The organism is Actinoplanes sp. NPDC048988 (assembly GCF_043197815.1).
In the GTDB taxonomy this organism is placed as follows: domain Bacteria; phylum Actinomycetota; class Actinomycetes; order Mycobacteriales; family Micromonosporaceae; genus Actinoplanes.
This window is the reverse complement of the sequence record NZ_JBICTW010000006.1, coordinates 267,425-288,899: the sequence shown is the minus strand read 5'-3', so window position 1 is coordinate 288,899 and position 21,475 is coordinate 267,425. Positions and strand designations below refer to the sequence as shown.

The 21,475-nt window shown below is 71.6% G+C and carries 19 protein-coding genes; 7 read left to right on the top strand and 12 right to left on the bottom strand.

The window, feature by feature from the left end:
• Positions 1–9: 9 nt before the first annotated feature.
• Positions 10–975 carry a helix-turn-helix transcriptional regulator gene (locus ACGFJ7_RS21935; RefSeq protein ID WP_392643440.1) on the top strand — a complete coding sequence of 322 codons (966 nt, stop codon included), beginning with the start codon at positions 10–12 and terminating at the stop codon, positions 973–975.
• Here the strand turns inward: ACGFJ7_RS21935 and ACGFJ7_RS21930 are convergent.
• A complete protein-coding gene (locus tag ACGFJ7_RS21930) occupies positions 966–1,886 on the bottom strand; it encodes an SDR family oxidoreductase (protein WP_360256436.1) in 921 nt (306 codons plus the stop codon). The two genes, ACGFJ7_RS21935 and ACGFJ7_RS21930, sit on opposite strands and share 10 nt — an antisense overlap.
• A gap of 165 nt (positions 1,887–2,051) precedes the next feature.
• On the opposite strand from ACGFJ7_RS21930, the gene ACGFJ7_RS21925 reads away from it, so the two are divergent.
• The 4 genes from ACGFJ7_RS21925 (at position 2,052) to ACGFJ7_RS21910 (ending at position 4,837) form a co-directional block, all read left to right on the top strand.
• On the top strand, positions 2,052–2,465 hold the full coding sequence (locus ACGFJ7_RS21925) for a hypothetical protein (protein ID WP_360256434.1): 414 nt from the start codon (positions 2,052–2,054) through the stop codon (positions 2,463–2,465).
• Positions 2,466–2,586: 121 nt separating this feature from the next.
• Positions 2,587–3,702: a hypothetical protein gene (locus ACGFJ7_RS21920; RefSeq protein ID WP_360256432.1), complete on the top strand. Its 1,116-nt coding sequence runs from the start codon at positions 2,587–2,589 to the stop codon at positions 3,700–3,702.
• 71 nt (positions 3,703–3,773) lie between these two features.
• A complete protein-coding gene (locus ACGFJ7_RS21915; RefSeq protein ID WP_392643438.1) occupies positions 3,774–4,478 on the top strand; it encodes an SDR family NAD(P)-dependent oxidoreductase in 705 nt (234 codons plus the stop codon).
• The gene (locus tag ACGFJ7_RS21910) at positions 4,475–4,837 is read left to right on the top strand and encodes an SgcJ/EcaC family oxidoreductase (RefSeq protein WP_360256427.1); all 363 of its coding nucleotides are present in this window, start codon (positions 4,475–4,477) and stop codon (positions 4,835–4,837) included. Before ACGFJ7_RS21915 ends, ACGFJ7_RS21910 begins: the two co-directional genes overlap by 4 nt.
• On the opposite strand, the gene ACGFJ7_RS21905 is transcribed toward ACGFJ7_RS21910, so the two are convergent.
• From ACGFJ7_RS21905 to ACGFJ7_RS21895, 3 genes are read right to left on the bottom strand one after another with little or no spacing between them, the layout of a single operon-like run.
• A complete protein-coding gene (locus ACGFJ7_RS21905) occupies positions 4,838–6,298 on the bottom strand; it encodes an FAD-binding oxidoreductase (protein ID WP_392643436.1) in 1,461 nt (486 codons plus the stop codon). It abuts the gene before it with no gap.
• A 51-nt stretch (positions 6,299–6,349) separates the two neighbouring features.
• Positions 6,350–6,985, bottom strand: a complete 636-nt coding sequence (locus ACGFJ7_RS21900; protein WP_360256621.1) for a response regulator transcription factor — start codon at positions 6,983–6,985, stop codon at positions 6,350–6,352.
• A complete protein-coding gene (locus tag ACGFJ7_RS21895; protein WP_392643434.1) occupies positions 6,985–8,916 on the bottom strand; it encodes a sensor histidine kinase in 1,932 nt (643 codons plus the stop codon). Before ACGFJ7_RS21895 ends, ACGFJ7_RS21900 begins: the two co-directional genes overlap by 1 nt.
• 107 nt (positions 8,917–9,023) lie before the next feature.
• On the opposite strand from ACGFJ7_RS21895, the gene ACGFJ7_RS21890 reads away from it, so the two are divergent.
• Positions 9,024–9,611, top strand: a complete 588-nt coding sequence (locus ACGFJ7_RS21890; protein ID WP_392643433.1) for a hypothetical protein — start codon at positions 9,024–9,026, stop codon at positions 9,609–9,611.
• Here the strand turns inward: ACGFJ7_RS21890 and ACGFJ7_RS21885 are convergent.
• Genes ACGFJ7_RS21885 through ACGFJ7_RS21870 form a run of 4 tightly spaced genes read right to left on the bottom strand, consistent with a single transcriptional unit; the run spans position 9,601 to position 14,547 of the window.
• A complete protein-coding gene (locus ACGFJ7_RS21885) occupies positions 9,601–10,923 on the bottom strand; it encodes an extracellular solute-binding protein (protein WP_360256418.1) in 1,323 nt (440 codons plus the stop codon). The two genes, ACGFJ7_RS21890 and ACGFJ7_RS21885, sit on opposite strands and share 11 nt — an antisense overlap.
• An 8-nt stretch (positions 10,924–10,931) precedes the next feature.
• On the bottom strand, positions 10,932–11,771 hold the full coding sequence (locus ACGFJ7_RS21880) for a carbohydrate ABC transporter permease (RefSeq protein ID WP_360256416.1): 840 nt from the start codon (positions 11,769–11,771) through the stop codon (positions 10,932–10,934).
• A complete protein-coding gene (locus tag ACGFJ7_RS21875) occupies positions 11,771–12,625 on the bottom strand; it encodes a carbohydrate ABC transporter permease (RefSeq protein ID WP_392643430.1) in 855 nt (284 codons plus the stop codon). Before ACGFJ7_RS21875 ends, ACGFJ7_RS21880 begins: the two co-directional genes overlap by 1 nt.
• The gene (locus ACGFJ7_RS21870; protein WP_392643429.1) at positions 12,622–14,547 is read right to left on the bottom strand and encodes a beta-galactosidase; all 1,926 of its coding nucleotides are present in this window, start codon (positions 14,545–14,547) and stop codon (positions 12,622–12,624) included. Before ACGFJ7_RS21870 ends, ACGFJ7_RS21875 begins: the two co-directional genes overlap by 4 nt.
• Before the next feature lie 125 nt (positions 14,548–14,672).
• Between ACGFJ7_RS21870 and ACGFJ7_RS21865 the strand changes: the two genes are divergently transcribed.
• A complete protein-coding gene (locus ACGFJ7_RS21865) occupies positions 14,673–15,704 on the top strand; it encodes a LacI family DNA-binding transcriptional regulator (RefSeq protein WP_392643427.1) in 1,032 nt (343 codons plus the stop codon).
• A 15-nt stretch (positions 15,705–15,719) separates the two neighbouring features.
• Here the strand turns inward: ACGFJ7_RS21865 and ACGFJ7_RS21860 are convergent, their stop codons facing one another.
• From ACGFJ7_RS21860 to ACGFJ7_RS21845, 4 genes are all read right to left on the bottom strand, one after another.
• The gene (locus ACGFJ7_RS21860; RefSeq protein ID WP_392643425.1) at positions 15,720–16,484 is read right to left on the bottom strand and encodes a DeoR/GlpR family DNA-binding transcription regulator; all 765 of its coding nucleotides are present in this window, start codon (positions 16,482–16,484) and stop codon (positions 15,720–15,722) included.
• Positions 16,485–16,512: 28 nt separating this feature from the next.
• Positions 16,513–18,207 carry a glycerol-3-phosphate dehydrogenase/oxidase gene (locus ACGFJ7_RS21855; RefSeq protein WP_360256406.1) on the bottom strand — a complete coding sequence of 565 codons (1,695 nt, stop codon included), beginning with the start codon at positions 18,205–18,207 and terminating at the stop codon, positions 16,513–16,515.
• Positions 18,208–18,221: 14 nt separating this feature from the next.
• Positions 18,222–19,703 carry a glycerol kinase GlpK gene (gene glpK, locus ACGFJ7_RS21850; RefSeq protein ID WP_360256404.1) on the bottom strand — a complete coding sequence of 494 codons (1,482 nt, stop codon included), beginning with the start codon at positions 19,701–19,703 and terminating at the stop codon, positions 18,222–18,224.
• A 91-nt stretch (positions 19,704–19,794) separates the two neighbouring features.
• Positions 19,795–21,393 (bottom strand): alpha/beta hydrolase, encoded by a 1,599-nt coding sequence (locus ACGFJ7_RS21845; RefSeq protein WP_360256402.1) that lies wholly within the window; start codon positions 21,391–21,393, stop codon positions 19,795–19,797.
• Positions 21,394–21,475: the final 82 nt, after the last annotated feature.

Below are 21,475 nucleotides of genomic sequence, written 5' to 3'. Positions count from 1 at the left end.
CATGGAGTCATGCGCGCCGCCCGCCTGATCCGCATGGCCCTGCTCGTCCAGTCGAGTCCCGGTCTGACCGGGGCCGCGCTGGCCCGGGAGCTGGAAGTCTCCGAGCGCACGGTGATCCGCGACGCGCAGGCGCTGCAGGAGGCCGGGGTGCCGATCCGGTCCGAGCTCGGGCGCGGGGGTGGTTATCACCTCGCGCCCGGATACCGGACCCGGCTCACCACGCTGCATCCGACCGAGGCGGAGACGCTGTTCCTGTCGGGGCTGCCCACCGCGCTGCGCGATCTGGGTCTGGCCGGCGCCGCCGACGCGGCCCGGCTCAAGCTGTCGGCCACCCTGATCCCGTCGGTGCGGGCGGCCGCCGAGTCGTCGACGCGCCGCTTCCTGCTCGACGCGCCGGCCTGGTTCCGGGAACCGTCGGCCCCGGAACTGCTGCCCGAGCTGGCCCGGGCGGTGTGGTCCGACCACACCGTCGAGCTGACCTATGCGCGGCCGGACCGCGCGACCGTGACGCGACTGCTCGAACCGTACGGTCTGGTCTTGAAAGCCGGGGTCTGGTACGTCGTGGGCCGCGTCCCGGATCGCGACGGCGCCTGGCGCACGTACCGGGTCGACCGCGTGCGGGCCACCGCCGCGGGCGAGCCCTTCGCCCGCGACCCGGCGTTCGATCTGGCCGCGCACTGGGAGGCCGGCGCGGCCGAGTTCGCCCGGGCCATGATGCGCGCGACCGTCTCCCTGCGTACCACCGAGGCCGGTCTGCGGCGGGTACGCGCCGTGGCCGATCCGGCCGGGCTGGCCGCCGCGACCGGCCCGGACGAGGACGGGCTGGTCACGGTCGAGCTGCCGGTGGAGTCCGAGGAGGTCGCCTTCGGCCAGCTCGTCAGCCTGGGCGCGGCCGTCGAGGTGGTGGCCCCGGCGGGCCTGCGCGCCCGGTTCCGTGAGCACGCGCAGGCCCTGATCGAGCTGTATCAGCGGTAGTCGTCGGACGTGGCCTGCTTGCCGCCGTAGACGACGTCCTCGAAGTAGGCGATGGAGTCGGGCTGGGTGCCGTCCACATCCCGTACGTCATAGGCCTTCGCCAGCTCCCCGCTGGAAACCGACTTGCCGTTCCAGCGGGACGCCCGATCCGGGTCGGCGGCCAGCGCGGCGACCCCGCGGGCCAGATAGTGCGGTGACTCGGCGATCGCGAAATGCGGCTCCTGCCGGACGGCGTCGCGCCAGTTCTCCTCGGTCACGCCGAAGTGGGCGAGCATCTGTTCCGAGCGCAGGAAGCCGGGGGTCACGGCCACCGCCGTACCACCGAACTCCTTCAGCTCCTCCCCCAGCCCGAACGCGATCCGGATCGGCGCGTTCTTGGCGAGGTCGTAGTAAAGGTTCTCGCGGTAGCGGCGGTTGAACGAGGCAGTGCCGTCGGTGACCTCCACGTGCAGCGGGGCCGGCGAGCGCACCAGCAGCGGCAGGACGAGCGCGGCGGTGATCAGGTGCGACCGCACGCCGAGCTCGAGGATGCGCAGGCCGTCGGCGAGCGGGGTCTCCCAGCTCTTCTTGCCGAAGACCGAGCCGATCAGCAGATGCTCGCCACCCCAGAGGTCGTTGACCAGGATGTCGAGCCGGCCCTGCTCGCGGTCGATCCGTTCGGCGAGGGCCCGCACCTGAGCCTCGTCGAGATGATCGGTGGGTACGGCGATGCCGGTGCCGCCGGCCGCGGTGACCAGTTCCCCGGTCTCCTCGATGGTCTCCGTGGTCCGGCCGACCTCACTGACACGGTCGTGGGTGGTGCGGCCGGTGACGTAGACGGTGGCCCCGGCCCGGCCGAGTTCGACAGCGAGCGCCCGCCCGGCCCCACGAGTGGCCCCGGCCACGAGCGCGATCTTGTTCTTCAGGTCCATGTCTCCACGGTGACCGCCAATGGTGACAATCTCCGTCACCATTTATCCGGCATCTGTCGCTGGGGGCATGAAGCCCCAGGTCGCAGACAGATCGATGTTGCCGTCCCGGGCGCGCGGCGCTGAGCATCGACCTCGCTGGATCCCCGTTGACGAAAGGAAAGCCACATGATCACCAAGAGGCTGGCGCACCTGGCCGCCGTCATACTGACCGTCGGCGCCGGGCTCGTCGCCACCGGCACCGCGGCGCACGCCGACGTCTACGCGCTTCATGTGCAGAACGCGGCCGGCGAAGAGTGCGTCGCCGCCGTCGAGTCCCCGTCCGGCTCGTTCAACCACGCCACCTACAAGAACGCGACCGTCGGCACCAAGAGCAAGTCGTACGGGTGCGTGCTGCAGGTGTTCTGGTATTCGACCAGCAACGAGTACTTCGGGATCACCGACCGCCCCGGGGGTGACGGCACGCCCTGGACCTCCTACCGGGCCATCCACCGCATCCGGATCTGCCAGTCCGGCAATACGGCGGCGGGCTACCCGGGCCGGTGCTCGCCGTACATGTGGTGGAACGGAACTCTTCACTGAGAGCCGCCGGGGCGGCCGCTCGACCCCGGACGGCCGAACTGACGCCGACCTACCGGAGCGAGTTTCGGTAACACAATCACGAGCTTGAATGTATGGGAGCGCTCCCGTAGCGTCTTCAGGCATGATTCTCCGTCGCATCCTGGTCGTCCTGGCGCTGGTGGCGTCGTTCCTCGGAGTCGTGACCGGCCCGGCCGCCGCCGCGCCGGTCACCGACGTGGCAGCGGGTTATCTGCACACCTGCGCGATCCCGGCCGACGGCTCGCTGTCGTGCTGGGGCGGCAACGGCAGCGGCCAGCTCGGCGACGGCACCACCACCGCCCGTACCTCCCCGGTCCGGGTCGGCACCGGATGGAAAGCCGTCGACGCGGGCACCAGCCACACCTGCGGCATCCGCACCGACGACTCGCTCTGGTGCTGGGGCAGCAACCGGCGCGGCCAGGTGGGCGACGGCACCACCACCAACCGCACCGCCCCGGTGCGGGTCGGCGACGCCACGTGGTCGACGGTCAGCGCGGGCGACGCGCACACCTGCGCCGTCCGTACCGACGGATCCCTGTGGTGCTGGGGCTTCAACCGGCTCGGGCAATTGGGCACCGGCGGCTCCGACTACTACTCGACCACCCCGGTGCGGGTCGGCACGGCGAGCAACTGGGCGAGCGTCGCCACCGGCTTCGGGCACACCTGCGCGGTACGGGCGGACGGCACGCTGTGGTGCTGGGGCGACGGCAGCAGCGGCCAGCTCGGCCTCGACGCCGTCGCCTACACCACGACGCCGGCCCAGGTCGGCACGGCCACCACGTGGTCGCAGGTGACGACCGGGTATGCCTTCACCTGCGCCGTCCGCTCCGGCCAGACGCTCTGGTGCTGGGGCGAGAACGGCTACGGCCAGCTCGGCGCGAACGTCACCTTCCAGCGGACCCCGCTGCAGATCGGCTCCGGCGCCGCCTGGACGGCCGTCGACGCGAGCTTCGACACCGCCTGCGCCACCCGCGCCGACAGCACCCTGTGGTGCTGGGGCAACAACATGGCCGGCCAGATCGGCGACGGCAGCACGACCAACCGCTACACGCCCACGGCCACCGGCACCTCGGCCACCCGCGGCTTCGCCGTCGCCTACCACACGTGCGCGCCCCGCTCCGACGACAGCCTCTGGTGCTGGGGCTTCAACGTGTCCGGCCAGCTCGGCGACGGCACCACCACCAACCGCACCGCCCCGGCCCGGGTACCCCTCCCGTAGGTCACCGGCCCTCCACCGGCCAGGGTGTTCAACCGGTACGCGTGAGGGGCCACAGACCCGATAGTCGAGGCATGTCCAAGGTCGCAGTAGTAACGGGAGCCTCACAGGGAATCGGCGCCGCCACGGTCGCCGCCTACCGCAAGCTCGGCTATCGGGTCGTCGCCACCTCGCGGAGCATCGAACCGTCCGGCGACCCGGGGGTGCTCGCCGTGCCGGGCGACATCGCCGATCCCGCGGTCGGCGCCCGGGTGATCGACGCCGGCCGGGCCGAGTTCGGCCGCGTCGACACGCTGGTCAACAACGCCGGGGTCTTCGTCGCCAAGCCGTTCACGGAGTACACCGGCGAGGACTTCGACCGGGTGGTCGGGGTCAACCTGCGCGGCTTCGTCGCGATCACCCAGCGCGCGGTCGCCGCCATGCTCGAGCAGGGCGGCGGCCACGTCGTCACCATCACCACGACCCTCGCCGAACGGTCCACCGCCGGCGCGCCGGCGGCCCTGGCCCCGCTGACCAAGGGCGGTCTCAACTCCGCGACCAAGGCCCTGGCCATCGAGTACGCGGCCCGGGGCATCCGCTTCAACGCGGTCTCCCCCGGCGTCGTCAAGACCGGCATGCACCCGCCCGAGACGTACGACGCCCTGGCCGGCCTGCATCCGATCGGCCGGATGGGCGAGATCGGCGACGTCACCGACGCCATCCTCTACCTGGAGAACGCCTCCTTCGTCACCGGCGAGATCCTGCACGTCGACGGCGGCCAGAGCGCTGGTGGACGATGACCGAGATCGCGCTTCGCGGCCTCCTCGACGCCTGGCGGGACGCGGTCGACCGGCACCTTCCGGACCGGGTCGCCGCGCTGTTCACCGACGACGCCGTCTTTCAGGGCCTGCATCCGTACAGCGTGGGCCCGGCCGGCGTGCGGGAGTACTACGCCGGGCAGCCGATGGGGATGGCCGTCACTTACGACGTCCTGCAGGACCGCATGCTCGCCGACGACGTGGTGCTGGGCTTCGCGGCGGTCGAGTTCACGTTCGCCCCGGGCAGCCGGCCGCCGCTTCCGCTCACCCTCACCGTCGTCGCCCGCCGCTCCGGTGAGACGTGGCGGATCGCCCACTACCACGTCTCGCCGCGGATATAGCTACGCGCGCAGGACCGACTGCTGGAAGTCGAACACGCGGGCCGGGTCGTACTTGCGGATCACCTGGCGCAGGCGGGGCAGGTTGGTGCCGTAGTAGGCGCTCGCCCAGTCCTTCTGGCCCGGGTTCAGATAATTGACGTACGAGCCGTGGCCGACGATCGGGGCCAGCGCCTGCTGCACCGCGAGCACAGCCGGGCCGTTGGCCGCGTTGCCGCTGTAGACCTGCACCGAGGCGTGCGCGCCGCGGTGGACGAACGCGGTGTCGGCGGCCCTGATCCGGCCGACCTGGCCGCGCAGGGAGTCGAAGAGCAGGACCATGCCCTTCTGCTTGCGCATCAGGGCGACCACCCGGTCGGCGATGGAGGCGGTGACCGTACGGTCGAGCATGCGCGACGCGGCCCGGAAGGCCTCCTGGCCGGGGGTGTGGCAGACGGCGACGGTCTTGGACAGGCACCCGGCGAAGTACTTCATCGCGGTCAGGTAGTTGTAGGTGTGCACCGTCCGCGAGGTGGGACTCGCGCCGACCGCGCTGATCAGCGCGGTCAGGTGCCGGGTCAGCGCCGACGCCGAGCCGGTCCAGGCGCCGGTCACCCGGTTGGCCGGGGTGCTCGCGGCGGTGACCGCGCACAGCGAGGTGAGCTGGTCGGGGGCCGCGTCCATCCACTGCGACCAGGCGCGCAGCACCCGGGACGTGCGGGCGGCCGGGAAGCGCAGCGTGAAGACCGTGACCGTGGGCGCCGGCACGGTGCCGAAGGTGAAGCTGGTGACGATGCCGCCGTTGCCGCCTCCGCCGCCGCGCAGCGCCCAGAGCAGGTCGGCGTCGTGGTTGCCGTCGACCGTGTGCACGGCGCCGTCAGCGGTGACGACGGTGGCCGCCCGCAAGTGGTCGCAGGTGAGGCCGTACGTCCGGGCGACCACGCCGATGCCGCCGCCGAGGGTGCTGCCGGCCACGCCGACCGTCGGGCAGGAGCCGGCCGGCAGCGCCCGGCCGTGTGCGGCCAGCGCCGAGTAGAGGTCGATGAGCCGCACCCCGGCGCCGACCACGGCCGTGCCGTCGCCCCGGATCGTGATGCCCTTGAGGGCGGAGAGGTCGACGACGACGCCGTTGTTCGGCGTGGAGAAGCCGGCGTAGCTGTGCCCGCCGGCGCGGGCGGCGAGCGGGACGCCGTGCCCGCGCACCCGCCGCACGCAGGTCCGCACGTCGTCGACGCCGGCCACCTTGGCGATCGCGGCCGGCCGGCGGACACCCAGGGCGCTGTTGTACGGCCGGGCCGCCACCGCGTAACCGGCGTCGCCGGGCCGCAGCAGCGGACCCTTGAGGGCGCGCTTGAGCCCGGCGTAGTCGACCGTGGAGGTGGCCGCGGCGACCGGCTCACCGAGCAGGGCCGCGCTCGCGGCCGCCGCGCCGGCCGCCGCCGTCAGACCGAGAAACCGCCGCCGCCCCATCGAAAACTCGTTCATGTACCGGACGCTACGGACCGGCGGTCCCCGTTACGTCCCACATTCGCGCCATCACGCGCGGAGGAACTTCAGGACCGCCAGGACGCGGCGGTGTTCGCGCTCGTGCTGGACCAGGCCGAGCTTGGTGAAGATCGAGGTGACGTACGCCTCGACGGTCTTGGCGGCCAGATGGAGGTCGGCCGCGACGGCCGCGTTGGACAGGCCCTGCGCCATCAGGGCCAGCACCGCCCGTTCGCGGCCGGTCAGCGTGGTCAGCGGATCGCGCTCGCGGCGGCGGGCGACCAGGCGGGCCACCAGGTCGGCGTCGACGACGGTCTGGCCGTGCGCCACCTTCCGCAGGTCGGCCCCGAACGCGGCCAGGTCGGAGACACGGTCCTTGAGCAGGTAACCCACGCCGCCGTCGAAGTCGGTCATCAGCCGCAGCGCGTGGTGGGCCTCCACGTACTGCGACAGCAGCATCAGCCCGACCTCCGGCGCCTCCCGGCGGATGGCCGCCGCCGTGTCGATGCCCTCGGCCGAGAAGCCCGGCGGCATCCGCAGGTCGATCACGGTGACGTCGGGCGGGTCGGCGCGCACCAGGCCGAGCAGCTCGGCGCCGTCGCGGGCCTGCCCGGTCACGGTGAACCCGACGTCGGTGAGGATGCGGGCCAGCCCCTCCCGGAACAGCACCGCGTCGTCGGCCAGCATCACCCGCACGGGATCACCGTCCGCAACCGGGTGCCGGCCGGGCCGCTCTCGACCGTCAGCCGGGCGTCGAGGGTGGCCAGCCGGTCGGCCAGCCCCTCCAACCCGCTGCCGGCCCGCACCACAGCCGCGCCTTCGCCGTCGTCGCACACCTCGACGAGCAGGCCCGCGCCGTCCAGGGTGACCTCGACCGTCACGGTCGCGGCGCCGGAATGCCGGGCGGCGTTGGTCAGCCCCTCGCTGACGACGAAGTACGCCGTGGCCTCGACCTCGGCCGGCAGCCGCCGCGGCACCGCCAGGCTCAGCCGCACCGGCAGAGCAGACCGGTCGGCCAGGAACCCGACGGCGGCCTCGAGCCCGTCCTGGGTGAGCACGGCCGGATGCAGCCCCCGCGCCATCTCACGCAGCTCGGCCGTGGCCTCGAGCAATTGCCGCCGTACGCCGTCGGCCCGCTCCGCCACCTCGGCCGCGCCCGACGTCGTGGCCAGCCGCACCACCGCGCCGAGCTCCATCGCCACGGTCACCAGCCGTTGCTGGGCGCCGTCGTGCAGATCCCGCTCCAGCCGCCGCCGGGCCGCGTCACCGGCCGCGACCAGGCGCTGGGCGGTCGCCCGGAGCTCCAGGACCAGACCGGCCTGCGCGGCCAGGTCGCCGAGCACGCGCTGCTCCGCGACCGACATGGTCTCGCCGGGCGCTCTGGTCACGGTGAGAGCCCCCTGAAACCGGCCGTCGTGCACCACCGGCGCAACGGCCGGCCCGCCCGGTGTGCCGGGCTCGTCCGGCGGGTTGTGCTCGCCCGGCAGTGGGGTCCCGGGTGGCCAGATCGCCACGGCACGCAGGTCGTCGGCCGGGCCGGTCCAGAGCACCACTTCCCGGGCGCCGACAGCGTCGGCCACGGTGGCGCAGATGCCGTCGAGCAGGCCGCCGGCCGGCGCCGTCAAGTGGGCCGACAGCCGGGACAGGGCCTCGTACGGCGTGGTCCGCCGCCCGTAGACCAGTCGGTCGGCCAGCCGTTGCACACGTTCGCGCACCGGCTGGAACGCGACCGCCACGACACCCGTGGCCACCAGCGACAGCAGCGTGCCGTGCCCGTCGACGAGGCGGCCCGCGCCGACGACGATGACGGCGTAGCCCACTGTCACCACGGCCGCCATCGCGCCGACGACCAGCGACTTGTTGATGACGGGGTCGATGTCGTAGAGGCGGTGGCGCAGGATCGCCGCACCGGCTGCCACGGCCAACAGCGGCGCCGTCAGCGTGCCGGGCAGCGGCGACCGCCACACCGCCAGGCCGGCCACCATCACGGCGGCCGACACCGTCGCCGCGTACAGGAACCAGCGCAGCTGCCGGGCCTCGTCGCCGCGCGCCCGCCGCACCCGCACCACCACGCAGGCGACCCACACCAGTTGAAACAGCAGATAGCCGGCCGGTCGGGCGACACTGTAGAAGGCGTCCGCCGCCGGGAATCCGGCCAGACGGAACGGCGGACCGGCGACCAGGCCCACCCGGGCGTACTCGACCGGCCACAGTGCCGAGACGGCCGAGAGGACGAAACCGACAGCGGCCAGGACGGCGACGACCGGCCGCCAGCCCGGCGACGGGAGACGACCGGCCGGGAAGCACATCACGGCGGCGCCGACCAGCACGAGCACCAGCGGAAGCGGCCAGATCCCCAACCAGCCGATCCAGGAGGCGCCCGGCAGCGGCCCGGCGTGCAGTCCGTACTGCCGTCCGGCGAACATCACCGCGTGGGCGGCGCCGACCGCGACGAACAGCAGGGCTTCCCGGTGGCCCGGGCGGCGGCCGGCCACGTAGAGCCCGACCGCGGTGAACGACACGGCGATCAGCCCGTTGTGGAGGTTGCCGGGGTGCGGCCCGAGCGCGAACCCGCCGGCCACCAGCACGATGGCCGCCGCGCCCACACCCCGGATCACTTCCGTATCGTGGCAGACCCGGGCCGTCTGGGGACCAGGGCTAACCCTGCCGAATGAGCAGGGCCGGCCCCGATGTGCCGCGCCGGGCGCGCGACGACGGTGAAGGCATGGACTCCACACCGCTCAACCGCGTGCTCACCGCGTCGCTGGCCGTCGCGCCCGCCGTCTATCTGCTGGCCGATCTGCTGTACGCGACCCGGGGCTGGGACGATCCCACCGCCGCCGTGGTCCACGTGCTCGGCGCCACCGGCTACCTCGTCGTCCTGGTCCGCCTGGTGACCCTCGGCGACGGCGTCCTGGCCGCCACCCTGCTGCTGGTGGGCGCCCTCGGCGCGGCCGGCAACGTCGCCTACGGCTTCAACACCATCCACGTCGCACTGGGCGGCGCCGACCTGGTCGACGCGTCCGGGGCGGCCACGCTCATCAAGCCGCTCGGCCTCTGCTTCCCGCTCACCCTGCTGATCGGCGCCGCCGTCCTGCGCGGCCGGGCCCCGGCCTGGGCCGTGACGCTGCTCGCGGTGGCTTCGCTCGCCTGGCCGGTGGCCCACATCGCCGACATCGGCTGGCTGGCCGTGCTCGTCAACGCCTCCCTGGTCGTCGTGTTCGGCGCCGTCGCCGTGGCCCGGCCCGGCACCGGGCCGGCCCACGCGCGGGTGGGCCGGCCCGGTGCGCCCGGGGCGGTTCCTACTCCTTGACCGGGATGGACTGCGACTTCAGGGTGGCGATCGTGCCGGCCTGGGCGTCCTCGAGGGCCTTGGTCAGGGTCTCCTGGCCGGTGACGGCCTTCTTGAAGCCGTCGGACGCGTCGGCGTACGTCTTGGTCATCGTCGGGCCCCAGGTGAAGTCGGGCTTGACCTGGGTCGAGGCCTCGGCGAAGACGTCGTAGATCTTCTGGCCGCCGTAGAACTCGACGCCCTCCTTCAGGGCCGGCAGCGACGCGCCCTCCTTCGTGGCCGGGTAGAGCTGGGCCTCCTTGTTGAGCAGGGTCAGAGCCTCGGTCGAGGTGTTCAGCCACAGCGCGAACTTGGCCGCCTCGTACGGGTGCTTCGAGTTCTTGAAGACCGCCGTCGACGAGCCGCCCCAGTTGCCGGCGACCTTCTCACCGGCGTTCCACTGCGGCATCGGGGCGACCGCCCACTTGCCCGAGGTCTTGGGCGCGCCGGCCAGGATCGAGTTGGCCCCCCAGACGGCCGAGACCCAGGTCCAGGCACTGCTTGAGTTGTACGCGTTGTCCCACTCCGGCGTCCACGGCGGCACCGACGACACCAGCTTCTTGTCGATCAGTTTCTGCCAGTAGCCGGCGACCTTCTTGGTCGGCTCGTCGGCCATGGTGACGGTCCAGTTGGTGCCGTCGTTGCCGAACCAGTGGCCGCCCGCCTGCCAGACGAAGCCGGCGAACTGGTTGATGTCGCTCTGCGAGAAGTTGGTGATGTAGCCGCCGGCGGCCTTCACCTTCTCGGCCGCCGCCGCGTACTCGTCCCAGGTCGTCGGGACCGGGATGTTGTTCTTCTCGAACAGGTCCTTGCGGTAGAACAGCCCCATCGGGCCGGCGTCCTGCGGGATGCCGTACACGTGACCCTGCTCGCCGAAGGTGACCTGGTTCCAGGTCCAGTCGACGAACTTGCTCTGCGACTGGGTGACGATGTCGCAGCTTCCGAGGTCGGTCAGGCCGTCCTGGACACGGAAGCTGGGCAGCGCGTCGTACTCGATGTGGCCCAGGTCGGGCGCGTTGCCGGCCTTGAGCTGGTTGAAGAAGTTGGCGTAGGTGCCGCCGTTGCCGTTCGGGCCGGTCTGCACCTTGACCTGGATGTCGGGGTTGGCCTTGTTCCAGACGTCGACGACCTTCTCGATGCCGGGGATCCAGGTGGTGTACGAGAGGGTGACCGGGCCGCCGGCCGGGGCGCACGAGGACGCCGCGGCCGTGGAGTCCGACGAGGAGTCGTTCGACGAACAGGCGGCCAGGGAGACCGCGAGTAATACAGCGATGGAGCCAGCGCGTACGCGCATCAGTCCTCCTACTTAATAGAGCCAGCGCCGAGGCCGCTACGCCAGAAGCGCTGGAGTGAGAGAAATGCGATGACCATCGGGACGATCGAGACGAACGCTCCGACCAGGACCAGGGCGCGCAGCTCCGGATGCTGATTGACCTGGGAGTTCCATGAGTAGAGGCCGAGGGTCACGGGGAACAGCCGCTCGTTGCCGAGCATGATCAGCGGCAGCATGAAGTTGTTCCAGACCGCGACGAAGTGGAACAGGAAGATGGTGACGAAGGCCGGCGCCATCAGCCGTACGGAAATGGTGAAGAACGACCGCACCTCGCCCGAACCGTCGATCCGGGCCGCCTCCAGGATCTCGTCCGGCACGCTGGCCGCCGCGTAGATCCGGCCCAGGTAGACGCCGAACGGGTTGACCAGGCTGGGCAGGAAGACCGACCAGAAGGTGTTGGCCAGCTCGGCCTTGCTGAACATGAGGAACAGCGGCAGCGCGAGCGCGGTGGCCGGCACGAGCACACCGCCGAGCACGATGTTGAAGATCAGTTCCCGGCCGCGGAACACGTACTTGGCCAGGGCGTAGCCGCACATGCCGGCCAGCAGGGTGCCGAGCAGGGCGGCGCCGACGGTGTAGCCGACCGAGTTGAGCAGCCAGCGCAGGAAGACGCCGTCGTTGTAGCGGAACAGGTCGGACAGGTTCGTGCCGAGCGCGAAGTCGTCCGGCAGCAGCGCGTGACCCTCGGTGACCTGCCCGTCCTGCTTGCCGGAGGCGATGAACAGCCACCACAGGGGCGTGAGGAAGTAGAGCGTGAAGACGGCCATGACCAGCATGGCGGCGTACCGCGGGACCTTGAATCCGGTCATCACTGCACGCCCTTGCGCTGGGTGAACTTGAGGAACGAGAACGAGAGCACGAAGGTGGCCAGCGCCAGCACGACCGAGAACGCGGCCGCCAGATGGAAGTTGGGGATGCCGGCGGTGCTGAGCACGGTCAGGTTCGGGGTGTAGGTGCTGGACACCGCGGAGCTGAAGCTGCGGAACACCTGCGGCTCGGCCAGCAACTGGAGCGTTCCGATGATCGAGAACACGGTGGTCAGGACGATCGCCGGCATGACCATCGGGATCTTGATGGACCAGGCCGTACGGAACACGCCGGCCCCGTCGATCTTGGCGGCCTCGTAGATCTCGGTCGGCACGGCCAGCAGCGCCGAGTAGATGATCAGCATGTTGTAGCCGACGTAGACCCAGGTCACGACGTTGGCCATGGCCCACAGGACCAGGCTCGGCGAGAGCAGGTCGACGGCCGAGGTGACTGCGGTGAACGGCGACAGGTTGGGCGAGTACAGGTAGCCCCACATGATGGCCGCGACCACGCCCGGCACCGCGTACGGCAGGAAGTAGACGAGCCGGAAGAACCGGCGGCCCTTGACCAGGCCGGAATCGAGCAGCAGGGCCAGGAACAGGGCCAGGCCGAGCATGACCGGCACCTGCACGGCCCCGAACAGCAGGACCCGGCCGATCGACTCCCAGAACGGCCCGTCGCTGAAGACCTGCTTGTACTGGGTGAGGCCGCCGAAGACGTCGGTGGCCGGGCCGAACGTGCCCTTGCGCTCCACGGTGAACAGCGACTGCCAGACCGCGTACCCGATGGGAATCAGGTAGAAGAGCGTGAACAGGACGCCGAACGGCGCCACGAAGAACAGGATGGCCTTCTTCACGGCTCACGCACCACCCGGACGGCGCCGGCCGGCACCCGCAGCCGTCCGGCCACCGGCTCGCCGGCGATCAGTTCGTGACCGGTGACCGCGTACTCGATCTCGCGCTCGCCGTGGTTGATGACGAAGGCGTACGGCCCTCGCCGCACCACCTCGACCGACTCGTCGTTCGTTTCGGGGGCTCCGGTGACCCGGCTCAGCAGCGTTCGCATCGAGTCCCGGTCGAGCGCGGTCGCGACGTACCACGCGTTGCCGTTGCGGGTGACGGCCGGCACGCCGGGCAACGGGCCGTCGGTGTAGCGGGCCACGACCTCGGCGCCGGTGGTCCGCAGCCGCTCCGTCCACAGCGCGCCGTGGCCGCCGTCGTCGAGCGTCACCGTCGCGCCCGGGGCCAGCGGCATGAACTCCTCGACGGTGACGCCGAGCAGGTCACGGAACGCGCCCGGGTAGCCGCCGGGCCGGATCCGGTCGTCCCGGTCGGCGATTCCGCTGAAGAAGGTGACCAGGATGCGGCCGCCCCTCTCGACGTACTTCTGGATCGCCGCCGCCTGCTCGTCGGAGACGAGATAGAGGCACGGGATGATGACGAGGCCGTACGCTGACAGGTCGCCGTCCGGGCTGATGACATCCGCCGTGACGCCGAGGTCACGCAGTCCACCGTGGACGGCGTGCACCTGGTCGAGGTAGTTGACGGCGGTCGACGGCCGGCCCTCCTGCTCGGCCGCCCACCAGGCCTCCCAGCTGAAGAGGACCGCGGTTTCGGTACGGACCCGGGTCCCGGCCACCTCGGCCAGCTTGCCGAGCACGGACGACAGCTGAAGGACCTCGCGCCACTGCTCGGTCTCGGTGCCCGCATGCGGCAGCAGCGCCGAGTGGAACTTCTCGCTGCCCTGCGACGAGGCCCGCCACTGGAAGAAGCAGACCGCGTCGGCGCCGCGGGCCACGTGGGTCAGGGTGTTGCGCAGCATCTCGCCGGGCGCCTTGGCCAGGTTGACCGGCTGCCAGTTGACCGCGCCGGTGGACTGCTCCATCAGCATCCACGGCTTGCCACCGGCCAGACCGCGGGTCAGGTCGGCGGCGAAGCTGAGCTCGGCCGCCGGATGGCCGAGGCGGTGGTCCAGGTAGTGGTCGTTGGCGATCACGTCCATCCGCGGGGCCCAGCGCCAGTAGTCCAGGTTGCGGATGTGCGCGGTGACCATGAAGTTCGTGGTGACCGGGACGCTCGAGTGCCGGCGCAGCACGGCCGCCTCGGCCTCGTAGTGCCCGAGCAGCTCGTCCGACGAGAACCGGTGGAAGTCGAGCATCTGCGCCGGGTTGCGCAGCGACAGCGCGGTCCGCGGCGGCAGCACCTCGGACCACTCGCCGTACCGCTGACTCCAGAACGACGTGCCCCAGGCCGCGTTCAGGGCCTCCACGGTCTCGTACCGGTCGGTCAGCCAGGCCCGGAAACGCTCGGCGCTGGCGTCGCAGTAGCAGAGCGCGTTGTGGCAGCCCAGCTCGTTGGAGACGTGCCAGAGGGCCAGGGCCGGATGGTTGCCGTAGCGCTGGGCGACCCGCTCGACCAGGGCCAGCGCGTGCTCGCGGAAGACCGGCGAACTCGGGCACCAGGCCTGCCGGCCGCCCGGATAGCGCCGGGTGCCGTCGGCCGCCATCGGCAGGATCTCCGGATGGCGGGCGGCCAGCCACGGCGGGGGCGACGCGGTGGCCGTACCCAAATTGATTTTTATGTCGTTGTCGTGCAGTAGCCCGATGATGCGGTCGAGCCGTTCGAAGTCGTATTCACCGGCTCGCGGCTCGAGGTCGGACCAGCCGAAAATATTGATCGCCACCAGGTTGATCCCGGCGGTCCGCATCAACGCGACGTCCTCGGCCCACACCTCGGCCGGCCACTGCTCCGGGTTGTAGTCGCACCCCAGAGTGATCACAGGCTCTCCTCGTCTGTGCACGTGCACACATTTCTGCTGCGTAAAACCCGCAGGTCAGATGTGTGAACGTGCACACATTAGGTTTCCTCGATAGGGACGTCAAGACCAAAAGATAAGGTCGTTGCGTGAGCGCGACCGAACAGCCGAACAAGCCGGGCAAAAGGGCGACCGTGCACGACATCGCGGCCGCGGCCGGGGTCTCCCGGGGCACGGTGAGCCGCGTGCTCAACGGCGGCTACGTGTCGGTGACCGCTCGCACCGCCATCGAGCGGGCCATCCGCGAGGTCGGCTACGTGCCCAACACGGCCGCCCGCAACCTGGTGATGCAGCGCTCGCAGGCGGTCGGCTTCATCGTCCTCGAACCGCACACGCTGTTCCTGGAGGACCCCAACATCGGCGGCATCCTGCTCGGCGCCAACGCGACCCTGTCCGGCGCCGACTACCAGATGGTCAACCTGGTCGTCGACTCCGAACGCGACACGGCCCGCATCACCCGGTACCTGAGCGGCGGCTTCGTCGACGGCGCGATCATCGTCTCGGCCCGCAGCCACGACCCGATCATCCAGGTGGTCGGCAGCCTCTCCTTGCCCTCGGCCTTCGTCGGCCACCCGCGCGACCTGCGCCCCGAGATCCCGTACGTGGGCATCGACAACCTCAGCTCGGCCGAGGAGATCACCCGCCGCCTGCTGGCCGGCGGGCGCCGCCGGGTCGGCATGATCGCCGCCGCCGTCGACCGCGACTCCGGCGCCGACCGCCTGGCCGGCTTCCGGCGCGCCCTGGGCCCCCTGTTCGACGAGAGCCTGGTGGCCGAGGTCCCGCTGTACGACTTCTCCTGCGGGGCCAAGGGCATGCGGACGCTCCTGGAGCGCGAGCCGAGGATCGACGGCGTCTTCGCCGCCTCCGACGCGGTCGCCGCCGGCGCCCTGGAGGCCCTGCGGGAGGCCGGCCGCTCCGTGCCCGAGGAGGTGGGGGTGGTCGGCTTCGACGACAGCTCGTGGGCCACCCGCACCCGCCCGCACCTGTCCACCGTGCACCAGCCGGCCACCGACATCGGCGCCTACGCGGCCGACATGGTGCTGCGGCAGCTCCGGGGCGAGCAGATCCCGCGGGGTGGCCGGCTGCTCCCCTCCCCCGTCGTCTGGCGCGACTCGGCCTGATCGGTCATCGCGCCGTCAGGGGACGGCGGTGATGATCAGCCGGCCCGCCCGGTGGCGCAGGGCCGAACGGCCGGCGCGGCACAGGCCCTCGTCGGTGACCACCACCTCGGCCGCCTCGAGCGGTGCGATCACGGCTCCGCCGCCGGCCTCCCAGGCGGTGTGATCGGCCAGCACCACGACCCGCCGGGCGGCGGCGATCAGGGCGGCCCCGACGCGCGCCTCGGCCGCACCGGGCGCGGCGAAGCCGCGACGCGCGTCCATGCTGGACACGCCGGCGAAGACGACGTCCACGTTGAGCCCGGCCGCGGCCCGTTCGGCCACCGGACCGGTGAGTGCGCCCGACCGGCTGCGGACACCGCCCAGCAACAGCACCATCCGGCCGGAGCGTTCGTCGAAGGCATCGGCGATCGGGATGGCGTTGGTGACCACGCTGAGGCCCGGCACCCCGGAGAGCTCCCGCGCCAGCAGCAGCGTGATGTCACCGGCGAGCAGCCCGATCACCTCGCCGGGCCGCACGAGCCGGGCCGAGGTACGGGCGATGGCCGCCTTCGCCCGTAGGCCGGCCCCGTGGTCCGGCCCCGGCCCGGCGGCCCGCCGCATCGCCCCGCCCCGCACCCGCCGGACGAGCCCCCGTTCGGCGAGGTTCTCCACGTCGCGCCGGGCTGTCACGTCGGAGACGCCGACCAGCGATCCGAGCCCGGTGATCCGGACCCCGCCGGCCCGGTCGATCTCCGCGAGGATCCGGGCCCGCCGCTGTTCGACCGTCAGGATCGCGGCCATGACTCAGGTCCCGCCCCTCGGGCCCGCGTCACACCGCGGCGAGCCGGGTCGCGTCGGCGCTCTCGTCATCGGGCTGTTCCTGGGCGGCCAGTTCGGCCGCCACCCGGGACTCGTACCGGCCGATCTCGGTCTCCCGCTCGGCCGGGGACCAGCCCAGCGGGGCGGCGATCAGGGCCGCCGTGGCCCGGGCCGCCGTCACGCCGCGATCGGGAGTCTCGATGGAGATGCGGGTACGGCGGGTCAGCACGTCGTCCAGGTGGCGGGCGCCCTCGTGGGTCACCGCGTACACCACCTCGGCCGCCAGGTAGTCGCCGGCGCCGGCCAGCGGCTCCCCCAGCGCCGGCTCCGCGTCGATCAGCGCGAGTACTTCCTCGGCCAGCGTCCCGTAGCGCTGGAGCAGGTGTTCGATCCGGGACACCGGCAGGCCGGCGCGGCGGGCCAGCTGGGACCGGCGGTTCCAGGCCGCCCGGTAGCCGGCCGCGCCGAGCAGCGGAACCTGGTCGGTGCAGGACTCCGGCACACGGGTGTCGAGGTCGGCCACGGCGGCGTCGACCGCGTCGGCCGCCATCACCCGGTACGTCGTGTACTTGCCGCCCGCCACCAGGACCAGGCCGGGGGCGAGCCGGTCGACCGCGTGCTCGCGGGACAGCTTGGCCGTGGTCGCCGCGTCGGCCGACAGCAGCGGGCGCAGGCCGGCGTAGACGCCCTGCACGTCGTCGCGGGTCAGCGGGGTGGCCAGGGCCTTGTTGACCTCGTCGAGCAGGTAGCCGACGTCCTGGGCCGAGACCGACGGGTGGGCCTTGTCGAGGTTCCACGGGGTGTCGGTGGTGCCGATGATCCAGTGCCGGTCCCACGGGATCACGAAGAGCACGCTGGTCGCGGTCCGCAGGATCATGCCGGTACTGCCGGTGATCTTCTCGCGCGGGACGACCAGGTGGATGCCCTTGGAGGCAGTGATCTTGAACTGGCCGCGTTCGCCCTTCATCAGGGACTGGATGTCGCTGGTCCAGACGCCGGTCGCGTTGATCACCGTACGGGCGCGGATCTCCATCTCGGCCCCGGTCTCGGCGTCGCGGGCGCGGACGCCGACGACCCGGCGGCCCTCGCGCAGGAAGGCGATCACCTCGGTCCGGGGTGCGATCTGGGCGCCGTACGCGGCGGCCGTGCGGACCAGGAACATGGTGTGCCGGGCGTCGTCGACCTGGGCGTCGAAGTAGCGGATGGCGCCGACCAGCGACTCGGGCCGCAGCGCCGGGAACGCCTTGAGCGCCTCGGTGCGGCTCAGGTGCCGGTGACGGGGCAGCCCCGCGCCCCAGCCGGAGAGCGCGAGCGTGTCGTACAGGGCGATGCCGGCTCCGACGTACAACCGCTCCCACGCCCGGTGTTGCAGCGGGTAGAGGAACGGCACGGGGCGTACCAGGTGCGGCGCGAGCCGCTGGATGAGCAGGCCGCGCTCGCGCAGCGCCTCGCGCACCAGGCCGAAGTCGAGCATCTCGAGGTAGCGCAGGCCGCCGTGGATGAGCTTGCTGGACCGGCTGGACGTGCCGCTGGCGAAGTCGCGGGCCTCGAGCAGGCCGACGGAGAGCCCGCGGGTGGCCGCGTCGAGGGCCGCGCCCGCGCCGACCACGCCGCCGCCGACGACCAGCACGTCGAGTTCCGGGCCGGCCGACATCGCGGTCAGGGCCGCCGCGCGGGTGGCGGACGACAGTATTCCGGTGTTCATGATGATCTCCGATTTCAGCCGAGGCCGGCCCAGTCGAGGCTGCGGTCGATGGCCGCTCGCCAGCGGGTGGTTCCTTCGTCGCGCCGCCGCTGGGTCCAGGACGGCTGCCAGCGCCGGTCCTCCCGCCAGTTGGCGCGCAGTTCGTCCGGTGAGGTCCAGAAGCCGACGGCCAGGCCGGCCGCGTAGGCGGCGCCGAGCGCGGTGGTCTCGGCGACGGCGGGCCGGCTCACCGGCACGCCGAGGATGTCGGCCTGCAGCTGCATGCACAGCGCGTTGGCGGTGACGCCGCCGTCGACCTGGAGGCAGTCCAGCTCGGTGCCGGAGTCCTGGGCCATGGCCGCCACGACGTCGCGGGTCTGATAGCAGATGGCCTCGAGCGCGGCCCGGGTGATGTGGGCCGCGGTGTGGTAGCGGGAGAGCCCGACGATCGCGGCCCGGGCGTCGGGGCGCCAGTACGGCGCGAACAGCCCGGAGAAGGCCGGCACGAAGCAGACACCCTCGCTGTCGTCCACCTGGGCCGCCAGCTGCTCGCTCTCGCCGGCCGAGTCGATGACGCCGAGCTGGTCGCGCAGCCACTGCACGGCCGAGCCGGTGGCCGCGATCGACCCTTCGAGCGCGTAGACCGGCGCGTCCGCCCCGAACCGGTAGGCCACGGTCGTGAGCAGCCCGTGCGTCGAGCGCACCGGTGTCGTCCCGGTGTTCAGCAAGACGAAGTTCCCGGTCCCGTACGTACATTTCGCGTCACCGGGCGCGAAACACGTCTGCCCGAAGAGCGCGGCCTGCTGGTCGCCGATGGCGGCCGCGATGGGCACACCGGGCAGGACCGAGGACGCGTGCCCGTACGTCTCGGCCGAGGACCTGATCTCGGGGAGGAGGGCCCGCGGGATGCCGAACAGCCGCAGCAGCTCGTCGTCCCAGTCGAGGGTGTGCAGGTTCATCAGCTGGGTGCGGCTGGCGTTGGTGACGTCGGTCAGGTGCAGCGCGCCGTCGGTCAGGTTCCAGATCAGCCAGCTGTCCAGGGTGCCGAACACGACCTCGCCGTTCTCGGCGCGGGCCCGCAGGCCGGGAACGTGGTCGAGCATCCACTGGATCTTGGTGGCGGAGAAGTACGTGGCCGGCGGCAGTCCGGTCCGCTCGCGCAGGAACTCGGCGTCGAGCGAGGAGATGACCGGCGCCGTCCGGGTGTCCTGCCAGACGATGACGTTGTGGCACGGCCGGCCGGTCGCGCGGTCCCAGATCAGGACGCTCTCGCGCTGGTTGGTGATGCCCACGGCGGCCAGGTCGGCCGGGGTCAGGCCGGCGCCGGCCAGCGCGACGTCGACGACCTTGAGGGTGTTCTCCCAGATCTCGGTCGCGTCGTGCTCGACCAGCCCGGCGCCGGGCAGGATCTGCCGGTGCTCCAGCTGGTGACGGCCGATCTCGTGACCGGCCCGGTCGAAGATCATGAAGCGCGTGCTGGTGGTGCCCTGATCGATCGCTCCGACGAAGTCCGCCACATCGCCCCCTTCTCGTGGGAGCGACGCTAGGCAGCGATGTGATCCGGATCAACGCCGACCGTGCGACAATGTCGCACGGTCGGCGCCGTCGTCAGCGCACCGGCGGTGCGGCGCTGCGCAAAGCCGCCTTGAGGCTGCCGCTACCGGTGGAGGCGAGGGACTTGGCCGCCGCCGCCGTCGGGTCCGGCTGCGGAACCGGGTCGCACTTCTTGTCGGAGCGGTTGCCGTGGACCCGGCTCGGCAGGGCGCCGGACTCCAGGTAGGCCGCGATCGTGTCGTCGGTGCAGGCGACGCCGCTGAGCGAGCCGGCGTGCGTGGTGCCGCCGACACCCTCGATCAGGACCGAGCGGGGGAACCGCTTACGGATCTCGAGACTGCCCGCGTACGGCGTGGCGGCGTCGTTGGTCTCGCTGATCAGCAGGATCGGCGGGGCCTTCTTGCCGTTGACGTTCACCGGCTTGCCGACGTCGCCCTTCCAGAACAGGCAGGGCGCGTTGTACCAGGCGTTGTTCCAGGTGATGAACGGGTACTTGCGGTAGATCCGCCAGTTGTCCCGCTTCCACTTGTCCCAGCTGGACGGCCACCGCACGTCGGTGCACTGGGTGCCCAGGTAGACCGCGTAGCCGTTGTCCGCGCCGGGGCCGGGCTCGGAGTACAGCTCCAGCAGTCCGGAGGCGTCCCCGCTGTTGACATAGGCCGAGAACGCGGTGGCCACGTCCTCCCAGCCGTACACGTAGTACCCGGCCGAGACGAAGATGTCGTTCCACTCGTCCGGGCCGATCTTGCCCTCGGCCGGCGCCACGCGGAGCTTCTGGAGCGTGGCGTAGTACTTGGCCTTCACCGCCTTGCCGGTGGTGCCCAGGTGGTACACCGCGTCGTACTTGGCCACCCAGGCGAAGTAGGTGTCCATGTTCTTGTCGAACTGGACGTCCTGGCTGAGGTTGGCGTCGTACCAGACGCCGCGCGGGTCGACGACCCCGTCGAAGACCATCCGCCGGACCTGGGCCGGGTGCAATGTGGCGTAGACCTGGCCGAGGTACGTGCCGTACGAGAAGCCGTAAAAGTTGATCTGCTTCTGGCCCAGCGCCTTACGGATGCTCTCCATGTCGGCCACGTTGTCGGTGGTCTTCAGGTGATCGAGCAGCGGGCCGCCGGCGCGGGCACACGCCTGGGCGTACGCCTTGGACCGGGCCAGCCAGGTCTTCTCGAGCTGCCGGTTGACCGGTACGTAGTACGGCCGGTTGTAGCCGGCGACGTTTCCGTCGCAGCTCAGCGACGGCACGCTGGAGCCGACCCCGCGCGGGTCGAAGCCGATCCAGTCGTAGTCGAGGCCCGCGTTGTCCGGGATCGCGCTCTGGAACACCGAGTAGATGAGGCCGGATCCGCCCGGGCCGCCCGGGTTGACCAGCATGACGCCCTGATAGTCGGCGGCCGGCGACTTGGCCTTGATCCTCGACACGGCGATCTTGATTTTGGTGCCGCCCGGGCGCGCGTAGTCGAGCGGGACGATCACGAATCCGCACTCGGCGCCGCGCGCCTTCAGGGTGGCGTTGGTGCACGCGCCCCAGGCGATGGGAGGCGGCGTGTAACTGGGGGTCCCACTGTGGGCCTGCGCCGCGGACGGGATCATGCTGCCGCCGAGCGCCAGTCCGACAGTCGTGGCGACGGCAGCCGCCAGAAGTCGTCTCATTCCCGGAGACTAGTCATCCAGACCCGGCGATGAAGATGCCCGTTAGGACAGACCTCACGCGGCGATTTCTGGCTGTTCAGGG